This window comes from Streptomyces sp. NPDC044002 (assembly GCF_056434525.1).
The window spans coordinates 92,273-113,061 of record NZ_JBWKEZ010000009.1 but is presented as its reverse complement, the minus strand read 5'-3'; the positions used below and the strand labels follow the sequence as shown (position 1 = coordinate 113,061).

The 20,789-nt window shown below is 75.0% G+C and carries 17 protein-coding genes; 8 read left to right on the top strand and 9 right to left on the bottom strand.

The features are described from left to right. The first annotated feature begins 5 nt into the window (after positions 1 to 5). Positions 6 to 1,502 (top strand): lipase/acyltransferase domain-containing protein, encoded by a 1,497-nt coding sequence (locus tag AC07A6_RS09845; protein ID WP_478776732.1) that lies wholly within the window; start codon positions 6 to 8, stop codon positions 1,500 to 1,502. Positions 1,503 to 1,582: 80 nt separating this feature from the next. On the opposite strand, the gene AC07A6_RS09840 is transcribed toward AC07A6_RS09845, so the two are convergent. Both AC07A6_RS09840 and AC07A6_RS09835 read right to left on the bottom strand, forming a co-directional pair. Continuing rightward, entirely contained in the window at positions 1,583 to 2,878 is a 1,296-nt protein-coding gene (locus tag AC07A6_RS09840; protein ID WP_478776731.1) for an MFS transporter, read from the bottom strand. Further along, the gene (locus tag AC07A6_RS09835; RefSeq protein ID WP_478776730.1) at positions 2,875 to 3,384 is read right to left on the bottom strand and encodes a MarR family winged helix-turn-helix transcriptional regulator; all 510 of its coding nucleotides are present in this window, start codon (positions 3,382 to 3,384) and stop codon (positions 2,875 to 2,877) included. The genes AC07A6_RS09840 and AC07A6_RS09835 overlap by 4 nt, the downstream gene beginning before the upstream one ends. Before the next feature lie 103 nt (positions 3,385 to 3,487). Between AC07A6_RS09835 and AC07A6_RS09830 the strand changes: the two genes are divergently transcribed. Then, on the top strand, positions 3,488 to 4,438 hold the full coding sequence (locus AC07A6_RS09830) for an SDR family oxidoreductase (protein ID WP_478776729.1): 951 nt from the start codon (positions 3,488 to 3,490) through the stop codon (positions 4,436 to 4,438). Here AC07A6_RS09830 and AC07A6_RS09825 read toward each other — a convergent pair. Genes AC07A6_RS09825 through AC07A6_RS09815 form a run of 3 tightly spaced genes read right to left on the bottom strand, consistent with a single transcriptional unit; the run spans position 4,429 to position 7,360 of the window. Further along, positions 4,429 to 5,475 carry a helix-turn-helix transcriptional regulator gene (locus AC07A6_RS09825; RefSeq protein WP_478776728.1) on the bottom strand — a complete coding sequence of 349 codons (1,047 nt, stop codon included), beginning with the start codon at positions 5,473 to 5,475 and terminating at the stop codon, positions 4,429 to 4,431. The two genes, AC07A6_RS09830 and AC07A6_RS09825, sit on opposite strands and share 10 nt — an antisense overlap. Continuing rightward, positions 5,457 to 6,467 carry an N-acetylglucosamine kinase gene (locus tag AC07A6_RS09820; protein WP_478776727.1) on the bottom strand — a complete coding sequence of 337 codons (1,011 nt, stop codon included), beginning with the start codon at positions 6,465 to 6,467 and terminating at the stop codon, positions 5,457 to 5,459. Before AC07A6_RS09820 ends, AC07A6_RS09825 begins: the two co-directional genes overlap by 19 nt. Continuing rightward, positions 6,464 to 7,360 carry a MurR/RpiR family transcriptional regulator gene (locus AC07A6_RS09815; protein ID WP_478776726.1) on the bottom strand — a complete coding sequence of 299 codons (897 nt, stop codon included), beginning with the start codon at positions 7,358 to 7,360 and terminating at the stop codon, positions 6,464 to 6,466. Before AC07A6_RS09815 ends, AC07A6_RS09820 begins: the two co-directional genes overlap by 4 nt. 188 nt (positions 7,361 to 7,548) lie before the next feature. Here AC07A6_RS09815 and AC07A6_RS09810 point away from each other — a divergent pair, with 188 nt between their 5' ends. Both AC07A6_RS09810 and AC07A6_RS09805 read left to right on the top strand, forming a co-directional pair. Further along, positions 7,549 to 8,946 (top strand): chymotrypsin family serine protease, encoded by a 1,398-nt coding sequence (locus AC07A6_RS09810; protein ID WP_478776725.1) that lies wholly within the window; start codon positions 7,549 to 7,551, stop codon positions 8,944 to 8,946. Positions 8,947 to 9,035: 89 nt separating this feature from the next. Next, entirely contained in the window at positions 9,036 to 10,547 is a 1,512-nt protein-coding gene (locus AC07A6_RS09805; protein WP_478776724.1) for a phosphatidylinositol-specific phospholipase C domain-containing protein, read from the top strand. An 84-nt stretch (positions 10,548 to 10,631) separates the two neighbouring features. Here the strand turns inward: AC07A6_RS09805 and AC07A6_RS09800 are convergent, their stop codons facing one another. Beyond that, on the bottom strand, positions 10,632 to 11,420 hold the full coding sequence (locus AC07A6_RS09800; RefSeq protein WP_478776723.1) for an MBL fold metallo-hydrolase: 789 nt from the start codon (positions 11,418 to 11,420) through the stop codon (positions 10,632 to 10,634). An 84-nt stretch (positions 11,421 to 11,504) separates the two neighbouring features. On the opposite strand from AC07A6_RS09800, the gene AC07A6_RS09795 reads away from it, so the two are divergent. Next, on the top strand, positions 11,505 to 12,104 hold the full coding sequence (locus AC07A6_RS09795; protein WP_478776722.1) for a CGNR zinc finger domain-containing protein: 600 nt from the start codon (positions 11,505 to 11,507) through the stop codon (positions 12,102 to 12,104). A 207-nt stretch (positions 12,105 to 12,311) separates the two neighbouring features. Continuing rightward, positions 12,312 to 13,007: a scabin-related ADP-ribosyltransferase gene (locus AC07A6_RS09790; protein ID WP_478776721.1), complete on the top strand. Its 696-nt coding sequence runs from the start codon at positions 12,312 to 12,314 to the stop codon at positions 13,005 to 13,007. A gap of 21 nt (positions 13,008 to 13,028) precedes the next feature. Here AC07A6_RS09790 and AC07A6_RS09785 read toward each other — a convergent pair whose 3' ends face one another. Then, on the bottom strand, positions 13,029 to 13,913 hold the full coding sequence (locus tag AC07A6_RS09785; protein WP_478776720.1) for an AraC family transcriptional regulator: 885 nt from the start codon (positions 13,911 to 13,913) through the stop codon (positions 13,029 to 13,031). Between the two features lie 110 nt (positions 13,914 to 14,023). Here AC07A6_RS09785 and AC07A6_RS09780 point away from each other — a divergent pair, with 110 nt between their 5' ends. After that, positions 14,024 to 15,142: a serine hydrolase domain-containing protein gene (locus tag AC07A6_RS09780; RefSeq protein WP_478776719.1), complete on the top strand. Its 1,119-nt coding sequence runs from the start codon at positions 14,024 to 14,026 to the stop codon at positions 15,140 to 15,142. A gap of 51 nt (positions 15,143 to 15,193) precedes the next feature. Here AC07A6_RS09780 and AC07A6_RS09775 read toward each other — a convergent pair whose 3' ends face one another. Both AC07A6_RS09775 and AC07A6_RS09770 read right to left on the bottom strand, forming a co-directional pair. After that, positions 15,194 to 16,183 (bottom strand): hypothetical protein, encoded by a 990-nt coding sequence (locus AC07A6_RS09775; protein ID WP_478776718.1) that lies wholly within the window; start codon positions 16,181 to 16,183, stop codon positions 15,194 to 15,196. Positions 16,184 to 16,286: 103 nt separating this feature from the next. Then, a complete protein-coding gene (locus tag AC07A6_RS09770) occupies positions 16,287 to 16,736 on the bottom strand; it encodes a peptidase inhibitor family I36 protein (protein WP_125812901.1) in 450 nt (149 codons plus the stop codon). Between the two features lie 210 nt (positions 16,737 to 16,946). Between AC07A6_RS09770 and AC07A6_RS09765 the strand changes: the two genes are divergently transcribed. Then, positions 16,947 to 20,783 carry an nSTAND1 domain-containing NTPase gene (locus tag AC07A6_RS09765; RefSeq protein ID WP_478776717.1) on the top strand — a complete coding sequence of 1,279 codons (3,837 nt, stop codon included), beginning with the start codon at positions 16,947 to 16,949 and terminating at the stop codon, positions 20,781 to 20,783. Positions 20,784 to 20,789 lie beyond the last annotated feature (6 nt).

Below are 20,789 nucleotides of genomic sequence, written 5' to 3'. Positions count from 1 at the left end.
CTCCCATGGACAACCGGCAGCACCAGCACCAGCACCGACCCGGCGGCCCGGACGGCGGCTTACCCGACCACGTCACGCAGGACGCGGTGGTCGTCGTACCCGGCATCATGGGCAGCACCCTGCACGACACGACGACGGGCAAGGACGTCTGGGGCATCGGGGGGATCTCCTGGCTGCTGAAGGCGTGGACCACCCCCTCGGGCCTGAAGTCCCTGACCATGACCGAGGACGAGCTGGCGGGCAGGACCGGCCGCATCAAGGCGACCGGCCTCCTCAGGCACTCCGCCTGGACCCCTTACCTCGCGGGCAGCGAGCCGTACACGGACCTGGTCGACACGATCCGCACCAGCGTCGCCGACGACGCCGCGATCCTGGAGTTCGCGTACGACTGGCGGCTGCCGATCGCCGTCAACGGCCGTCTGCTGGCCGACGCGGCGCGCGCCCACCTGACCGGGTGGCGCCGCCACGCGGCCCACGCCGAGGCGCGCCGGCACCGCGTCGACCAGCGGGAGGGGCGGCTGGTGTTCGTCGCCCACTCCATGGGCGGGCTCGTCACCCGCGCGGCCCTCGACCCCGGCTACGACAGTGACCTCCAGGGCGACACCCGGGGCGTGATCACGCTCGGCACTCCCTTCCAGGGCTCGGTGAAGGCCGCTGTCATCCTCGCCACCGGCCGCGGCACCCCCGTACGCCTCCCGCACCGCAAGCTGCGGGCCATGTGCGCGACCATGCCGGGCCTGCACGACCTGCTGCCGCAGTACCGGAGCGTGCGCGCGGGGGACGACGTACGCCACCTCACGCCGAGCGACGTCGCCGGGATCGGCGGCAGCGCGGAACTGGCCCGCGAAGCGGCCCGTTTCCACCACCGGCAGAAGGCCGTCGCCCTGCCCGGACACCGCTCGGTCGTCGGCGTCAACCAGCCCACCTGGCAGAACCTGACGATCGGCGGCGGGACGGCCGAGCCGCACCTCGACGGCGCCCGCCAGAACTCCGACGGCACCTTCATCCGGGACCGGCAGGACCGCGTCCGGTACTTCCAGGTCCAGGGGGACGGCACGGTCTACAAGGAGTCGGCGGTCCTCACCGACGTCGTCACCCACCTGCCGCTGCAGCACGGGGACGTGGCCAGGGCGAGGACCGCCCTGGAGGCCGTCACCGAAATCGTCCGGGACGACGTCAACCCCGGCCCGCCGCTGGGCGAAGCCGGCTGCGGCCTGACCGCCCCGGACCTGGTGGAGGCGGGCCGCCCCTGGAAGCTCCGCCTCACGGACGTGGCCACCCTCGCGGGCCTGGGCTGCAGCCTCACGGCCCTCGACCCCCCGTCCCGCCCGGTTCCCCTCACCCCGGCCTGGGAGGACGGCACGGCCACGGCCACGGCGACCGCCCCGGCCCCGGGCCTGTACCGCGTCGACGTCCGCACCCCGGACGGCTTCACCATCACCCAGCTGGTCATGGCGGCGGACCCGGCCGACCCGTTGGCGGAGGCGGAGGCGGAGGACTGACGGGGTCGCTGGTAGAGCGGCGCGCCGTACGGCTCGGCCGGCTGTGCGCCCATGTGCGGGCTCCTTCCCTGCCCGTGAGGTTAGCGGTCGGTACCGGTACCGGTGCCGGGGCCGCGATCGCCCGCCGGGGCGGTGGCCGGCTCCGGGGTGCGGTAGGCGCGGAGCGGGGCGTTGGCGGCGGAGACGGCGGCGACCGCCAGGGCGGCGGTCAGGCCGCCCAGGACCAGGGCGAAGGGGGCCGAGGTGGCCGACGCCAGCAGGCCGCCGCGGAAGTTGCCGAGTTCGGGGCCCGCGACGCCTATGACGTGCTCCACCGAGGACACCCGGCCCCGGTACGCGTCCGGGGTCTCCAGCTGGACCAGGGCGCTGCGGGTGATGACGGAGACGGTGTCGGCGGCGCCCGCCACGGCCAGGCAGCCGAGCGCGGGCCACAGGGACCCCGCCAGGCCGAAACACGCGAGCGCCAGCCCCCAGACGGCGGCCGCGGACAGCTGCACCAGGCCGCCGCGGCGCCGGCGCGTCACCGTGCCGGAGAACAGACCGGCGGTGACGCCCCCGACCGCGACGGCCGACAGGAACAGCCCGAGGGTCCGCGGATCTCCGCCGAAGCGGACCTCGTTGACCAGGGGGAAGAGCGCGACGGGCATGGCCAGCAGCGTCGCGGACAGGTCGGTGGCCATCGAGCCCCACAGCGTCGGGCGGCGCAGGACGAACAGCCAGCCGCCGCGCCGGGGCCGGTGAGCGCCGCCGGACGCGGCCGCGCCTTCGGGCAGCATGGCGGGCAGGCGCAGCACCGTGAGGACCGAGACGGCCGTGGCGGCGGCCTGGGCGGCGTACGCGGCGGGGAAGCCCCAGCGGGCGATGACCAGCCCGGCCAGCGCCGGCCCGGCCAGCATCGCCGCCTGGAAGGAGACGTTGGTCAGCGCGAGACCGGCCGCGACCTGGTCGCCGGGCAGCAGCCGGACCGGGAGGGTGCGCCGGGCGGGCGCGCCCAGGGCGCCGCAGGCGGTTCCGAGGGCCACCAGCGCGAGCAGGACCGGCAGGCTGCGGTCGTCGGCCAGCGCCTGGGCGCAGAGCCCCGCGGAGGCCAGCAACTGGCCCGCGGTGGTGGCCCGTACCACCGCACGGCGGTCGACGGTGTCGGCCAGGGTGCCGCCGAGCAGCCCGAAGAGCAGCATCGGCAGAGCGGTGGCGATGCCGATGGCGCCGGTGCCCAGCGGGCTGCCGGTCAGCTCCCAGACCTGGGCGAGGACCGCCACGTTGGCCATGTGCCCGCCGAGTTGGGACACGGAGGTGCCGATCCACAGGTCGCGGAACGCCCTGCTGCCGCGCAGCGGCCGGGTGTCCAGGAACCGGCCGCGGCCGCGCCCCGTCATCGCGGTGGTTCGACGAGGTGCCCGAGGATCCGCTGCCGCATCGACCGGCGCTGGAGCGCCCGCCGCACCTCCTCGACGACGGCGGTCATCGCGTACGGGACCTCGCCGTCCAGCTCGGCGACGCTCGCGTGGGTGGCCCGCCACTCGGCCTCCAGGAACGGCACCAGCGCCCGGCCGCGCTCGGTCAGGTCGATCCGCCGGGTCCGGGCGTCGGGGCCGGGCTCGGAACTGACCAGGCCCTCCTTGCGCATGGCGGCGACGGTCTGGCTGATCGCGGAGTGCGAGCGGTTCAGGGACTCGGCGAGTTCGCGGATGGTCAGCGGCCCGGTGTGGGCGAGCCGGATCAACGGATAGGCGAACCGCGGCCGCACCCCCTCGATGCCGCGCTCGACGTAGACCCGCTCGATCTCGGCGTCCATGGCTGCCAGGAGCTCGTGCAGGGCGTGCCAGGGATCGGGCAGGGCGGTGGGGTCCGTGATGTTCGGGGGGTTCGGGGAAGATGTCACAGCGCTAATATAACAGCGCTGTGATAAATCGAAGGTCCGCGGGAGCCGGAAGCCGGAAGAAAGGGTGACGGGAACTGTCACCTTTGGCGGGCACCGTGAAGTCATGGACAACGACACCCCCACCCAGGCCCCCACCCCGCTCACCGGCCGGATCGCCCTCGTCGCTGGAGCCACGCGCGGCGCCGGCCGCGCCCTCGCCGTGGAACTCGGCCGTGCCGGCGCCACCGTCTACGTCACCGGCCGCACCACCCGCGAACGCGTCAGCGAGGTCGGCCGCACGACGGAGACCATCGAGGAGACGGCCGAACTCGTCACCGCTGCCGGCGGCACCGGTATCGCCGTGCCCACCGACCACCTGGAGGAGGACCAGGTACGCGCGCTCGTCAGCCGGATCGACCGCGACCACGGCAGGCTCGACATCCTCGTCAACGACCTCTGGGGCGGCGAGCACCTGATCGCCGGCTCCGTCTTCGGCAAGAAGAGCTGGGAGACGCCCCTCGCCGACGGCCTGCGCATCCTGGAACTGGGGGTCCGCTCACACGTGATCACCGCGGCGCTCGCCCTCCCCCTCCTGATCCGCTCGGACGCGCCGCTGCACGTGGAGGTCACCGACGGGACCGAGCGCTCCAACCGCCGCTACCGCGAGAACCTCTACTACGACCTCGCGAAGAACGCACCGATCCGCATCGCCTTCGGGCTGGGCCAGGAGCTGGCGGAGTACGGCGGCACGGCCGTCGCCGTCACACCGGGCTTCCTGCGCTCCGAGCAGATGCTCGCCCACTTCGGCGTGACGGAGCGGAACTGGCGCGACGCCGCCGCCCAGGACCCGCACTTCGCCATCGCCGAGTCACCGCACTACCTCGCCCGCGGCGTCGCCGCACTCGCCGCCGACCCGGGCCGGGCGGCCCGCTGGAACGGCAGGTCCGCCTCCAGCGCGGACCTCGCCGAGGCCTACGGCGTACGCGACGTCGACGGCAGCCGGCCGGACGCCTGGGCCTACTTCGAGGACGCCGTGTACGGGGGCAAGGACGTCTCCGCGGACGACTACCGCTGACCCTCCTCCGCCCCGTACAGGGCGGCCAGGGCCTGCGCACGTTCGCGGAAGCGGGCGCGCAGGCCCGGCGGGGCCAGCACCTCGGCCTCCGCGCCCAGCACGCTCAACTGCTCGAAGGCGACCTCCTCCGACTCCACCGGCAGTTCGAGCGTGACGCGCCCGGCGGCGTCCGGCGCGCCCGCGGACGCCAGCGCCTCGCCCGCACCCGCCGGATCCACCACGGCCGGCAGGCGCCGCAGACCCGGCTCCGTCACCCGTACGGTGACGCTCGTACGCAGCAGCGCGCGGGCGAAGGCGGCGGAGTGCTCCTCCCAGTACGCGGCCAGGTCGAACGACGGGTCGCGGACGAAGGGCTCCTCGGCACCGGGAGCCGGCGACAACGCCGTGACGCGGTCGACCCGGTACGTCCGCCAGGTGCCGGCCCGGCCCGCCGCAGGTCCGCCCGCCGCAGGTCCGCCCGCCGCCGGTCCGCCCGGCACCCGGCCCACGAGGTACCACACCCCGGCCTTCAGGACGAGCCCGTACGGCTCCACCCGCCGCTCCACCTCCCGGCCGGGCCGCGCGTACGCCAGCAGGACGGTGCGGTCGGCCCAGACGGCACGCGCCAGTTCCGGCAGCAACTCCGGTGCCGACGGCTCGCGGAACCAGGCCGGGGCGTCGAGGTGGAAGCGGTGCACCGACGCCTCGGCCGCCGCCCGCAGCGAGGGCAGCAGCGTGGCCGACAGCTTCAGCCGTGCCGCGTCCGCCGCCCCCGACAGCCCCAGATCCCGCAGGGCGGCCGGCATGCCCGAGAGGTACAGGGTCTCCGCCTCGGCCGGCCGCAGCGTGGTCAGCCGCGTCCGGTACCCCGGCGCCAGCCGGTAGCCGCCGGTGCGCCCGCGCTCGGACCGGATGGGAACCCCGGCCTCCTGCAAGGCCTGCGCGTCCCGGATCACCGTACGCTCGGACACCCCCAACTCCAGGGCCAGGGAGGCGGCGGTCAGTCCAGGGCTCGACTGGACGAGGAGCGCCATACGGATCAGGCGGGCGGCACGCATCCCCCCATCCTCCCGGACCCGGCCGCGGGGTTCGCCCTCGCGCGGGCCAGGGCGAGGGCGCCCGGCAGGCCGTCGGCGACCGGGTACGGGGTCAGGGCCCAGGCGGAGAGGCGGGTGGTGAGGCGGGGCAGGAGCGGGCCTTCGGGGCCGATCAGGCCGCCCACCGTCACCAGCGGTTCGCCGCGCCGGGGGCGGAGCGCGGCGGCGCTCCCGGCCAGCAGGCCGGCGGCTTCGTCGAGGATCCCCTCCGCGACGGGGTCGCCGTCCGCGGCCGCGTCGAACACCACGGGGCAGAGCCGGGCCAGCCGGGCGGGTTCGGACGCGGCGCGCGCGCCGTCGATCAGGACGTAGCGCAGGGCGTACGGGTCCGCCGGTGCGGGCCCGGCGCCGAACGCGGCGGCCAGCCGGGGCAGCAGGACGGTGGCGGGCCCGCGCCCGTCCAGGCCGCGCAGGGCACGGCGCAGGCCCTCCCGGGCGATCCAGAAGCCGCTGCCGTCGTCGCCGGTGAGCCAGCCGCAGCCGTCCGCGGTGGCGGCCAGCGCGTGCCCGCGGATCCGGACCGCGGCCGCGCCCGTCCCGGCGACCAGTACCAGGCCGTCCGGCGGGGTCCCCGGAGCCGCGGCGAAGGCCACCTCGGAGTCGGCCATGACCTGCACGTCCGCGGCCCGTACGCCGTGCCGCGCGAGTGCGGCGTCCAGGGCCCGGCGCGCCGTGCCGTGTCCGCCGTCGCCCGGAGTGCCCGGGATGCCCGCTCCGGCGAAGCCCGCGACCACGCACCGCACCCGGGCCGCCCGGCCGCCGGCCAGGACCTCGCCGACGGCGTGCGCCAGGCGTTCCTCCAGGAGCCGTTCCGGGACGGAGCGCGCGTTGCCCGCACCGGCCGACGCCGTGGCGAGCGGCGGGCCGGCGTCCGCCGCGGCGACGGCCGCCCGCAGCCCGCTGCCCCCCGCGTCGATGCCCAGCACCAGCGAAGTCGGCGATGTGCGCGTCATCCGCCGGGTACCTCCTCCTGGGGCCGGGCGCGGTAGGGCCGGACGGCTTCCTGGGTGGCCGCCATCGCCTCGGTGGTACGAGCGTAGGTGCGCTGCGCCACCGCTATGTAGAGGACGTCGAGGACGGTCATCTGGGCGTGCCGTGCGAGGACGGCTTCGGCGCGGAGCCCGGAGGCCCGTACGCAGGTGGCGAGGGTGAGTTCGGCCTGGGCGGCCACGGGCGACTCGGGGTCGTTGGTGACGGCGATGGTGGTGGCGCCCCGGGAGGCGGCCTCGGCCAGCACCTCGCGTGCCTCGCGGGTCCCGCCGCTGTGGGAGAGGACGAGCGCCACGTCCCCCCGGCCGAGCACGGCGGCGCCGGTGAGCGCCACGTGCGTGTCGCTCCAGGACCAGACGGGCAGGCCGATCCGGTACAGCCGCTGCTGGAACTCGGTGGCCATGGTGGCGCTGCCGCCCACCCCGAACAGTTCGATCCGGCGGGCGGTGGCGATCCTTCCGGCGGCGACTTCCAGCACGGCCGGATCCAGGTCCTCGGCGGTGCGCGCCACGACGCCCGCCACCGACCGGGCCACCGCGGCGGCCACGCGCTCGATCGGGTCGTGCTCGTCTATGTCGGAGCCGATGTCGTCCCGCCACGTCCCCTGGGCGTCCCGGGCCTCCCGCGCACCCTTCTCCGCGGCGAGGGCGAGGCGGAGCTGCGAGTAGCCGGCCAGACCCAGCGTGCGGCACAGGCGGGTGATGCTCCCGGTGGAGACCCCCACCGCCTCGGACAGTTCGAGGATGGTCCGGGCCGAGGCGGCCGCCGGATCGTCGAGGATGAAGACGGCGAGGGCCCGCTGCGCTTCGGGAAGCGAGGCTTCCAGAGAGCGGATCCGGTCAACTATCTGGTCCATGAAGAAGAATCCTTCACCAGCGTGGCCTGTTCCTGTCAAGTCAGCCTTGACGTCCGGGAGTTCGGGCGCCCAGATTGCTCCCGCGGCGAGGAAAAATTGTTCGCCGCAGAAAGGGTCCTTCTGCTGCCGGCCGCACCGGTCGTGCAGAACTCTTCTCCATCCACCTCCGGAAGGCAGGGAGAAAGAACATGCCCTCACGAACTCCGTCCACGGCCCGCGGGCCCTGGCGCCACGGCCTGCGCGCCGGGGCCGTGGCCGTCGCCCTCTGCTCCGTGCTCGTCACGCCCGCCGGGGCCCAGAGCGCCCCGGTTCCGGCGCGCGCCGACGGCCCCCCGCCCGTTCCCGGCGCGCTGTCACGCGCGGACGCGGTACCGGGTGAAGGCTCCGCGGCCACCCCCGCAGGCCGCATGGCACGCTCCCTGGAGCGGCTCGCCGTACGCTCGTACGCCGACACCTTCAGCGGGGTCCAGGTGGACGCGGAGCACTCCGCGGTCACCCTGTACGTCACCCGGCCCGAGCGCGCGACCGCCCTGGTGGAGGAGGCCGGGCGCGAGGCCCCGGCCGGGGAGCGGGCCGGCGTACGGGTCGTCGTGAAGGCCGCCAAGTACAGCCGTGGGCAGCTGGCGGCGGCGATGGACCGGATCAAGGGCTCGGCCGAGGCCTGGCGCCGGTCCGGTGAGGTCGCCATCGACGAGTTCGGCCCGCTCGACGGCGGGGCCGGCCTGCGGGTCACGGCCGACCGGCCGGCGGTGGCGGCCGCACTGGTCGGGCGGCTGCTCGGCGAGCGCCGGAGCCCCGGCGAGACCCACTCGTACGCATCCGCCGTGACGGACGTCCGCTTCGAGGAGGCCCACCCCGCCCCCGGCCGCGACGACCCGCGGCGCACCGCGGGCGGCCGGGCGGCCGCCCCCTCCGGCCCCGGCGCGCAGGCCGCCCCGCGCAGCGACGCCACCCCTTCCCGCTGGAACGACAACGCCCCGCACTACGGCGGCGCCATCCTGAGCAAGACGCGCCACGAGTTCTGGTGCACCAGCGGCTTCGCGATGGACGTGCCGGGCTGGGGGCGGTACATGGTCACGTCAGGCCGCTGCGGCTCGCCGGGTACGTACCTCTACAGCGGCTTCAACGACGTGGGGCAGATCGTCAACGAGCTGCCGGACATCGACACGGCCATCATCGACACCGCACCCACGGGCGGGTCCGTCGGCAGGCTGTGGAGGCTGGACGACCAGAAGGACTACGTGGGCTGGCTGACGTCCCAGCCCGGTGACCAGGTGTGCCAGACCGGCGTACGGACCGGGTACCGGTGCGGGATGTACGTCGGCCAGCCGCAGCGGAAGTGGGTCAACGGCGCGTACGTCACGCTGACTCCCGCGTGCACCCGCGACGGATCCGCCGCGTACGCGGCCGACGACGAGGGCGGCCCGGTCTTCAGCTGGGCCTCCGCGTACGGGGTGAACAGCCACGGGATGATCAGTTCCGGGATGGGCACCTGGGACTCCTCCGGAACAGCCGCCACCTGCGTCGGCTACGTCCCGACGGGCACGATCCTGGGCGCGTGGGGGGCGCGGATGACCGCCCCGTAGCCGGGGGCGTAAGCGGAACGTCAGCGGAACGATAGGGGCGGCGGCCAGGGTGGGGTCCGCACCGCCGCCCGTACTCGCACTGGAGTGACATGTCCCGCACAACCCCCCATCCCGCCGGCGTCCGCCCGCGCCGGCGGTCCCGCCGGCTGGCGTCCCTGATGACGGCCTGCGTCGCGCTGGGCGCCGCACTGCTCGCGCCCGGGGCCGCCGAGGCGGCCGGGTCGACGCCCGAACACGCCTACCGCAACATCGGGCAGGCGGACCGGGCCGAGTGGATGTGGGGCATCGCGAGCGACACCCCGCTTTCGGCGATGTCCATCCCCGGGACCCACGACACGCTCTCCATCCACAACGGCCCCAACGTGCAGACGCAGGAGGACTGGGGCGACAGCGCGGCCACGCTGACGGCGCAGCTGGAGCGCGGCATCCGGGCCATCGACATCCGGGCCCGGGCCATCGGCGGCAGCTTCACGATCCACCACGCCGTGTACTACCAGAACGCCAACTTCGACGACGTCCTGACGAAGGCGCAGGCCTTCCTCCGTGCGCACCCGACCGAGTCGATCGTGATGCGGCTGAAGGCCGAGTGCCCGTACTCGGACGTCGGCACCTTCGACTGCGCGAACGAGCCGAAGTCGGTGACCCCGGAGCAGATGCGCTCGATGTTCGCCGGGTACGTGGCCAAGTACCCCGGCCTGTTCTACGCCCCTTCGGTGACGGGCAACGGCCGGGCGAACGTGCCGACGCTGGGCCAGGTCCGGGGCAAGCTGGTCCTGGGCAGCTTCGACAGCGTCGAGAGCGACGGCTACGGCATCAAGGGCTTCAACGACCGGAAGGAGGACCACTGGGCGCCGGACTCGGCCGCGCAGAAGTGGGACTACGTCAAGGCCAACGTCAACAAGGCGATCACCGGCTCCGCCAATGACATGTACGTGACGTACTCCTCGGCGTCCAAGGCCCCCTTCGGCCCGCTGCCGTCCGACTTCGCCGCGAGCGTCAACTACCAGCTGATGAAGCACCTCAACAGCAGCGCCGGCCGCGTGGGCGTCATCATGACGGACTTCCCGGGCTGGGGCCTGGTGAACGCGATCATCGACCACAACGACGACAACATGGTCAAGGGCGGCCAGCGGTCCATCTGGCTGGTCAACGCCGACAAGACGTACTCCAACAGCCAGTACCAGGGCCGGTGCATGGTGCGCGGACCGGAGTTCGGCTCAGGGGACGGTGGCCTGGTCACCCAGCGCGCGTGCCAGTCGAGCCCGCCCAGCAGCCACCAGTGGACCGCCACGAAGCCGGACACCTTCGACGGCAAGGGCTACTTCTGGATCAAGGCCGGCAACGGCCAGTGCCTGACGATGCCGTACAACAACGGCACCGCGCCGGCCGCCGGCACCCAGCTGTTCTGGTGGCCCTGCGAGACCCGCTGGTTCTCCGGCAGCCAGATGTGGAACGTCATGCCGACCAAGCTCGCCACCTCGACCGGCTCCCGTCCGGCCTACTACTTCGTCAACAACTGGACCGGCCTGTGCCTGTCCATGGACCCGGCCACGGCGTCCGCCTCGGGCGGCAAGGTGACCCAGGACGCCTGCCCGAGGTAGCACGAAGCAGCCCGAAGCAGTACGCCCCTTCCTTCCCGCCCACCGGCCGGGCGGCCTCCTCCCGGGGCCGCCCGGCCGCCGGCGTCAGCCCCGTTCGCCCAGGTCCAGGCGGTCGAGCAGTCCGGCGTCGGTGAACGCGGCGACCAGTTCGTCCCGTCCTTCGGTGAAGTGCCCCCAGCTGTCGTAGTGGACGGGCACCACCCGGCGGGCGCCGAGGAGCTTCGCGGCTTCGGCGGTCTGGGCGCTGTCGAGGACGATCAGCGCCCCGTCGAAGAGGCGGGTGAACCGGGGGGCCCCGGCGAACAGGACGGCGGTGTCCACCGGCCCGAACCGCTCGGCGACCTGCCCGACCAGTTCGAGGGAGGCGTTGTCGCCGCTGACGTAGACCGTGGGCAGGTCCTGCCCGGTGAGGACGAAGCCGACGACCTGGCCGGTGAACGGTTCGACCTCCTCGCGCACGCCCGGCCCGTGCAGGGCGGGCACGCCCGTGACCGTGACGGTGCCGCCGCCGGGACGGTCGAGGTCGACCGACTCCCAGTCGGCGAGCCCCCTGGCCCCCGCGCCCAGGCGCTCGCCGCCCCCGGGCGTGGTCAGGGTCAGGGGGACGCCGGCGAGCAGGGCGCGGCCGGACTCGTCGAGGTTGTCGGGGTGTTGGTCGTGGGAGAGCAGGACCACGTCTATCCGGCCGAGGTCGGCCGGGGCGGCCGCGGCGGGGGCCGTCTTGGTCAGCAGGCCGCCCGGCACGGGGTACTCGCGCGGTGCGTCGAAGGTGGGGTCGGTCAGGAAGCGCAGGCCGCCGTACTCGAAGAGAGCGGTCGGGCCGCCGAAGACGCGGACGGGCATGGACTCAACGGGCGTGCTGGTGTCAGCCATCTGAACCTCACGGATGAGTTGTTGGTTATCCGTGATGATCATAGGGGTGTCTCACGGATGCGCGCAACGCTTAACATGAGGTCCATGAGTGAGATCCCGGTCGGCGCATCCGTGCCAACGCCCGCGCCGGGGGCGGAGGAACACCTCGCCCTCGACTTCGTCAACAGCGCCGTCGCGCAGCCCGGAGGGCAGTTCACCGACCTGCTCGGCACTCCCGGGAGCGCGAACCGGTGGCTGACCGCACACGGCCTCGCGCCCGCCGACGCCGGGGTGCGGGAGATGTGCGCGGCGCAGCTGCGCTCGATGCGCGAGCACCTCAGGTCGCTGTTCGCCGCCCGGGCCGAGGGTCTCCCTCCCCTGCCCGCCGCGCTGGCCGCCGTCAACGACGCGTTGGGCAAGGCCCCCACGGCGGCCCTGCTGCACTGGGACGAGAAGAACGGCCCCTACCGCTCGACCCCCTGCCCCACCAGCGAGATCCTCGACCGCGCCCTCGCGGCCCTCGCCGCCGACGCGGCGGACCTCCTCACCGGCCCCGACGCCGAACGCCTCACCGCCTGCGCCTCCCCGCCCTGCAACCGCTACCTGCTGCGCCACGGCCGCCGCCACTGGTGCTCCACCCGCTGCGGCGACCGCGCCCGCGCAGCCCGCGCCTACGCCCGGCGCACCCAGCCGAAGGCAGGATGACGAACCGGCCGAAGACCGGATGACGAACCCGGCCGAACGTCGGACGACGAACCCGGCCGAACGCCCCGCGGCGCAGAAGCCTTTACCCGGTACGACTGATCCACCCGCACGGGTGGATCACCGTTCCGCGGCGGTCCGGCGGCGGATCCCCCGTCTATAAAGAGGGGGTTTCGCCCCCTGGCCGTTCGACTGATGGGTCGTCATCCAATGCCGCACGCCGTTCTGCGCCTCGCCGCCGCCACCGCCTTCCTCCTGTCCGCCGCCGTCACCCCGTCCGCCGTGGCCGCGCCCGCGGCGGACGACGACACCAGCGCCCCGTGCGGCCCGGTCGTGGAGTACCGGGCCTGGGACTGGTGGCGCACCACGACGAACACGGAGATCGCCCGCACCGTGGCCGCCACCTCCTCCAGCGAGCGCTGGCAGTGGCGCGAGGACGTCAACACCCTGTGGCGCGGCGACACGCGGGAGAACGTCGAGGAGATCTTCCGGACCGGCTTCACCCCGCGCGGCGACCAGCTCATCCCGCTCGCCGAGTACATCGTCAAGGGCGGCGGCCAGCAGAGCGCCCACCTCAGCACCAGCTGCGACCAGAGCGTCGCCAAGCGGTTCGCGACGTACGGGGCGGAGAAGACCGGCTGGGTCTACGAGATCTACGCGCCGGGCGGCATCGACGTGAACGCCACCGCGGCGGTGAACAACTACCAGTCGCCGTACCTCTGGAACAAGGAGATCGACTTCCCCGGAGGCGTGCGGGGCAACTACATCAAGGGCGCGTGCAAGTACCGCCTGACGGGCACCGACCCGGTGACCAACGAGAAGACCTGGCAGCAGCTCGGCTGCAAGGACAACGCCGACTTCGCGCCCTACAAGACCGCGCCGGCCGCGTACAAGCTGGCGAGCTGACGGCCCCGTTCACGCCTCCGTTCACGCCCCCGCGCCCCAGCCGGTCCGCTCCACCGGGATCCACAGCTCGGAGCGGGGCTCCCCGCCGGCCGCCACGGGCCCGGTCCGCAGGAGTTCCGGGCCCGGGCGGCTCGTGTACGGGTTCGAGGGGAACCACTGCGTGAACACGTCCCGCCACAGTTCCTGGAGCGCCCCCGGAAGGGGCCCCCGGCTCTCGAAGACCGCCCAGGTCCCGGCCGGCACGTCGAGGACGTCGAGTTCCCCGGCGGCCGTGCCGGCGGCGGCCAGCACGCCGATCCAGTAGTCCGCGAGGGCGCCCTCCTCCCGGCTGTCGGTCAGGTACACCGCCGCCGACAGGACCCCCTCCGGCTCCAGGCCGCCGGACAGCTCCTTCATCCGCAGGACCGCCCGCTCGTCCAAGCCCTCCAGGTGCGCGGCGGCGGCCTCGTTGGCCCCTTCGTGGACGAGCGGCACCCGGGCCTTCCTCCCGACGAACCGGAACGACTCCTTCTGCACGATCCGGTACCGCATGGCCGTACTGCCCTCGACCACGACGCGGAAGGACATGCGCGGCTGCGCCGTGAGCACCGCGCCCGTGCGCCGGGCCTCGCCGGGCCCGATGCCGTGCACCGACCGGAACGCCCGGGCGAACGCCTCGGCCGACCCGTACCCGTACCGCACCGCGATGTCGAGCAGCGTCGGCTCCCCGGCCGTCACCTCGGCCCCCGCGAGCGTCATCCGGCGGCGCCGCACGTAGACCGGGAGCGGCATCCCGGCGAGCGCCGAGAACAGCCGCCGGAAGTGGTACTCCGACACCGCGGCGATCCGGGCCGCCCCCGCCACGTCGACCTCCTGGTCGAGACGGGCCTCCAGATGGTCCAGCGCCTGGTTCAGCCGCTCCAGCACGCGTCCGCGTCCTTGTCCTCGTCGCAGAAAGAGTGTGACCGGCCCGCCCGACAGAACCGGTACGGGAACTGTCGGGTGCGAAGCCCCCGCGTTGCCGGAGGCTTCCCGCCATGACTGATGATGTTAGGGGAACCTGCCAGCCGCGGTTCGCCGCGGTGCGCGCCGCCTTCGCCGCCTCGCTCGCCCGGCACGACGTGGGCGCCTCGGTCGCCGTCCGCCTCGACGGCGAACCGGTGGTCGACCTCTGGGGAGGTCACGCCGACGCGGACCGCTCCGTCCGCTGGGAGCGCGACACCCTCACCGCCGTGAACTCGACGACCAAGAACATGACCGCCCTGTGCGCCCTCGTCCTGGCCGACCGGGGCCTGCTCGACCTGGCCGCGCCGGTCGCCGCCTACTGGCCCGAGTTCGCCGCGGCCGGCAAGGAGGGCGTGCTCGTACGGCACGTGCTGTCGCACAGCGCCGGGCTTCCCGCCCTGCCCGGGACGGCCTCGGCGCAGGACCTGTACGACTGGGACCGCGTCACGGCGCGGCTGGCCGCGCTGGCCCCCGCGTGGGAGCCCGGGACGGCCGCCGGATACCACGCGCTCACCTTCGGGTACCTCATCGGTGAGATCGTCCGCCGCGTCACCGGCCGCACCCTCGGCGCGTTCTTCGCCGAGGAGGTGGCCGGGCCGCTGGGCGCGGACTTCCACATCGGGCTCCCCGCCCGGCACGACCACCGCGTCGCACCGCTCCTGCCGCCGCCCGCGCTGACCGACGAGTACGCCGCCACCGCACCACCGGGAGCGGACGGCGTGCCCCGGGAGGCCGCCGGCCCGGTGGTCCGGGTCAAGGACGTCAACTCGGTGCCCTGGCGCCGTGCGCAGATCCCCGCGGTGAACGGCTTCGGCAACGCCCGCTCCGTCGCCCTCCTGCACTCGGTCCTGGCGAACGGCGGCACGGCCGGCGGGGTGCGGCTGCTGTCCGCCCCGGGGTGCGAGCCCGCCTGGCAGGAGCTGTTCCGCGGCGAGGACCGCGTCCTCGGGACACCGATGTGCTGGACGGCGGGCTTCGGCCGGTTCGGCGACACCTTCGGCTGGGGCGGCTGGGGCGGCTCGCTCGTGGTGAGCGACCCGGGCTCGCGGCTGACGGTGGCCTACGTCATGAACCGGATGATCGACCGGGACCGGCAGGAGGACGACCGCGGCATGGAGCTCGTCATGGCCGCCTTCGGCGCACTGTACTGACGGGGGCGGGGTGGGCGGGGACGGGCTGGGCGGGGCGGGGACGGGCCCGGGTCACGGCCGGCCCGCCGCCAGCTCCCTCAGGCGCCCGCGCTCCGCCTCCAGCTGCCGCCGTACGGTCTCCAGCTCGGCGGCCCGCCCCGCCATCGCGGTGTTCTCGTACTCCGACTCCACCGCGAACCACACCCCGAGGAGGTTCACGTCCCGTTTGCACTCCATGTCGGCCACCGCCGTGGCGCGTTCGTCCGGCCCCGCCTCCTGCGTGGCGTCCGGGCGCCAGCGGGCCGTGTCGCCCGCCGCCCCGAGCGGGTCGGCGTAGTCGTGGCCCTTGGCCTTCATGCACGCGGACCAGCGGGTGAAGGCCTCCCGGACCCGGGGGTCGCGGCGGGACCGCTCGTAGCCCTGCCGCTCGATGACGTTGACCGTCCCCCCGAACGCCCCCGCCCGCGACCCGTCGTTGAGAAGCGCACGGTCGGCCTCGCCGTAGCAGCCGCCGTCCGGCACCGGCCGTCCGCCGAAGCGCGGCCGTTCCCCGGACGCCGACGGCTGCCCGGGCCTGCGGTCGGCGACCCCCGTCAGCAGACCGCGCTCCTCGGCGGTCCGGGCGGGGGCGGCGGCGCCGGAAGTGCCGTCCACCCGCGCCTCGCGGTGGGCCGGGTCCACCCGGTACCCGTACCGGCGGGCCGTCTCCATGTCGCCGACGCCGTACCGGCGCGCCATGTTCAGCGGGTCGTACGCGGCGGGCGGCGGGGCCCCGCCGGTGACGGCCGGGTCCATGAACGAGGCGCCGTGGCGGCGCACGCAGTCGCGGACCAGGAGCCCGCGCAGGTACTCGGACAGGGCCCTTTCGGTGTCGGTGGGCAGATAGGCGCCGATGGGCAGGCGCAGACCGACGACGGTGCCGGCCGTCGGCGTCGGGACCGGCTCGGCCCGCACCCCGTCGGACGGCGCGGCCGTGCAGCCCGCGGCGGTCAGGGCGAGGGGGAACAGGACGGTCAGGACGGTCAGGGCGGACGCGCGCGGGCGTCGTCGGGAACGGGGCATGGGCACGGCTCTCCGGAAGGCGGTCGGGAGCCGGCCGCCCGCACGTGGGGCGCGGGCGGCCGGCCCGTTCAGGTGGTGCGGTGCCGGGTCGTCAGACCGGGCGTCAGCGGACCTCGTAGGAGGAGACCGTGTTGCGCATCCCGACGGCGCCCAGGTTCCCGCCGTACCACGCGGGGGTCCAGGCCACGGAGCCCGTCATGTTGGCGCCCGTGTACGTGTACAGGGTGTACGCCGTGTTGTTCTCCTGCGAGGCGGCGTTGTCGTTCACGCTCTGACCGCTGCCGGCCGAACCGTACTGGTCGCTCCAGAAACGGTTGTCGGACAGGTTGTAGTCCGTGAACGAGGTCTTGGCCCAGATGGCGCCCTCGGCACCGGGGCTGTAGTAGAGGCAGACGTCGCCGGTGCAGCGGTACGGGGACGTGGACACCTTCCAGCCCTGCACCTTCCCGCCGGCGGCGGCCGCGGGAGAGGTGGCGACTCCCGCCAGCGCCAGCCCCGCGGCGGCGACCGCGGCGGCCGTGGCCATCCGCCGCGACAGCTTCCCTCGTGACATGTGCGTTCCCTTCGTCGTCGGTTGCCCGCCGGCCTCCGTGGTCGGCCGGGCCCGCTTCCGATCCGACTCCAGCAGGGGCGGGATTGTTCATCACCCCTGTTCCGGGCCCCCGAACAATTCCGCCGGAGCTGACGCGAAGCCGCCTTGCCGCCCCCGCGGCGGCCTCCCTAGCGTGGAGGGACAGCGCGGGCCACGAGGGGGAGGACAACGGTGGGGCGCCCGGAGAACCCGGTGGATCCCGGCGAGGGACCGGTCCAGGGATTCGCCCACGAACTGCGTCTGCTGCGGCAGAAGGCGGGCGGCCCCTCCTACCGGGCCATGGCACGGGAGACCGGCCTGTCCGTCACCGTGCTCTCCCAGGCCGCCGCCGGCCGGCGCCTGCCGTCCCTGCCCGTCCTGACCGCGTACGTACGCTGCTGCGCCGGCGACGAGGCGGTGTGGCGCACCCGGTGGCAGGAGGTGTCGGCCGTCCTCGCGGCCGCCGTACCGGCCGGGGACGACGACACCGACGCCCCCTACCGGGGACTGCTGCGCTTCGAACCCTCCGACGAGCACCTCTTCTTCGGACGGGACCGCCTGGTCACCGGCCTGCTCGCCCTCACCGCCCGCCACCGCCTCGTCGTCCTCCTCGGACCGTCCGGCAGCGGCAAGTCCTCCCTCATCCGGGCGGGACTGGTGCCCCGCCTCAGACGCGCCGGACCGGGCGGACCCGACGGACCGGGCCGGCCGGCCGCCCTGCGCCTGCTCACACCCGGCGCCGGCCCGCTCCGCGACCACGCGCACCTGCTCGAACCCGCCCCGGGCGCAGGGGACACCTGGCTGATCGTGGACCAGTTCGAGGAGGTCTTCACCCTGTGCGCCGACCCGGACGAGCGCACCGGGTTCCTCGACGCCCTCGCCCGCGCCACCCGCCCGGACAGCCGCCTGCGCGTCCTGCTCGTCCTGCGCGCCGACTTCTACGCGCACTGCCTGCGCCACCCCCTGCTCGCCGAGGCCCTGCGGGAGGCCGGCCTGCCCATCGGCGCGATGCGCCCCGCCGAGCTGCGCGAGGCCGTCGTCGGACCCGCCGCCGCGGCCGGCCTCATCGTGGAGCGGGCGCTGACCGCCCGCCTGGTCGAGGAGGCGGCCGCCGAGCCGGGCAGCCTCCCGCTGCTGTCCCACGCCCTGCTGGAGACCTGGCGCCGCCGCCGGGGCCGAACGCTCACCGTCGAGGCGTACGACGCCGCGGGCGGCCTGCACGGAGCCGTCGCCCAGACCGCGGAAGCGGTCCACCGCGCACTGCCGCCCCGCCAGGCCGACCTCGCCCGGCGGATCCTGCTGCGGCTGGTCGCCCCCGGCGAGGGGACCCCCGACACCCGGCGACCCGGCACCCTGGCCGAGGTACAGGGCCCGTACGGCGTCGACCGCGACCGCGCACGAGCCCTCGAAGCCCTCGTCTCGGCACGCCTGGTCACCGTCGACGACCAGCGGGTCGACCTCGCGCACGAGGCGCTCATCACCGGCTGGCCCCGGCTGGCCCAGTGGGTGGACGCGGGCCGCGAGCGGCTGCGTCTCCAGCGCGACCTCACCCAGGCCGCGCACAGCTGGGAACGCGCGGGCCACGACGACGGCGCCCTGTACCGGGGCGCCCTGCTCACGGCCGCCGCGCGGGCCTTTGACGGCTTCGGGCAGCGCGCCGACCTCAGCCCCCTGGAACGGCGTTTCCTCGACGCCGGCCTGGCCGCCCGCGCCCGCGAGGAGCACCGGGCCCGGCGCGCGGCACGGCGGACGCGTGCCTTCACCGGAGCCCTGGTCGTCCTCCTCGTCCTGGCCGTGACCGCGGCCGCGACGGCATGGCAGCAGAACCGGTCGAGCGCCCGGGAGCAGGCACGCGGCGCGGCGCACCGGCTCGTGCACACGGCGGAGGGCCTGCGGTACTCCGACCCCAGGACGGCCCGGCTCCTGAGCATCGCGGCCTGGCGGATCGCCGACGCCCCCGAGACACGGTCCGCGCTCGCGGCCGCCGCCGCCCAGCCGGTCACCGACTCCTTCGCGGACCCCTACGCCGACGCCGGCCACGAGGTGTCGCTCGGCCGTGAGGGCGAGACCGTGACGACCGTCGACAGCACCCGGGTCCGGGTCTGGAACCTGGGCGGACACCGGCTGACCGGCACCTACCGGGCCGACGGCATCCGTCCGCCGGCGCCCGGCGCGTTCGCCGTCAGCCCGGACGCCAGGATGCTGGCCGTCGCCGCCGAGGGCCCCGCGGCCGGGATCCGGCTGTGGGACATCGCCGCCGAGCGGGCGGAGGGCGGGCCGCTGCCGGCCCCCACCCGGCGCGTCCCCGCGTTCGGCGCGGGCGGCCGGCTGCTGACCGCGGCGGGAGGGGGCCGCGCCCAGGTGTGGGAAGTGGGCCCGCGCCGCCTCGTCGTGGAACGGCCCGCGCCCGGCGACCTGCTGCCGGTGACCAGCCCGGACGGGCGGCTCGCCGTCTTCTGCGGCCCGGCCGGTACCGCGGAACTGTGGGACCTCACCGAAGGACGCGCCGTGCCCGCCCCCTGGCAGCCCGGGGACACCGCCCGGCACTGCACCCGCGGTCCCGGGCAGACCGGGCTCGCCTTCGGCCCCGACTCGCGGACCCTCGCCCTGAGCACCGGCAGCGAGCTGCTGCGCTGGGACCTCACCACGGGCGCGGCTCTGCCACGGCTGCGGGGAAACGACCTGGGCGAGCCGGTGTTCAGCGCGGACGGCCGCTTCCTGGCCGCCTCCGCCCCCGGCGAACTCCTCGTGTGGCGGCTGTCCCGTCCGGACCGCCCGGTGTGGCGGTACCGGCACCCCGGAGCCGTGTCGGAGCTGAGGTTCGACGCCGCCGGCCGGTTCCTGAGGTTCCTCGCCGGTGCCCGGTCCACCGACCGGGCGATGCCGGTCAAGACCGCCGACCTGCGGGCCGTGGCCGGGGCGGCCTGGGAGCCGGACCCGGCGGACGCCGCGCAACTGAGCGCCGACGGAAGGCGGCTGGCGCGCGCCCGCACGCAGGACGGCCGGGGCGTGTTCGAGATCCTCGACGCCGGGGACGCCGGGGACGCCGGCGGTGACGGCGGCGGAGATCGTGCCGCCGGCGGCCGCGTCATCGCCCGGCCGCCACCCCCGCCGAGGGGAACCACCGGGAGCGGACCCGACGGCCCCACCGAGGTGCTGTCGCTGAGCGCCGACGGGACCACCCTCGCCTACGGATACGGAACCCGCGACCCGTTCACGCCCGGCCCGACCGGGCCGCTGCGGATCTGGAGCGCGGCCGCCGCCCCCGGCGACACCGGTGAACTGCCCGTCCGGGCGGCCGTGTCGGGCATCCGGCTTACCCCCGACGCCCGGACCCTGCTGGTGGCCTCCACGGTGGACGGGGTACAGGCGTGGGACGTAGCCGGGCGCGCCCCGGCGCGTACGGTCGTCCCCGGCTCGGGCGAAACCGTCGTACCCGCCGACATCGCCGTACGGCCCGACGGCAAGCTGCTCGTCACCTCGCCCGACGAGACGACCGACCTGGAATCGGGGCGCGGCGTCCGGGCGGGACACGGCCGCTCGGACCGGCTCCGCTTCGCCTTCAGCCCGTCCGGCGGGATGCTGGCGAAGGCCGCCTCACCGGACGAGGTCGAGCTGTGGAACAGCCACGGCACCCGGATGACGGGCCGGCTGACCGGCCCGGACGACGCCGGGCGGGACGGACAGGACGCGGAACGCGTGACCGCGCTCGCCTTCTCACCGGACGGCCGCCTCCTCGCCGTCGCCGGCGAGGACGGCAGCCTGCGCCTGTGGGACGTCGCCGCCCGGCTGGAGCTGAGCGGGGCGTTCGCGCCGGCCGGCGACGGCATCCTGTCCCTCGCCTTCACCGCCGACGGCTCCGCGCTCGTCGTCGCCGGACGGCACGTCCCCCTCCGGCACGTCCCGGTCGCACCCCCCGCCCTCGCCGCGCGGCTGTGCGACGCGCTGCGCCCGGCGGCCGGCACCGCCCTGTCCCCGGACCAGTGGCGCGCGTACGTACCGGAGCTGGCGTACCGCGACATCTGCTGACGCGGC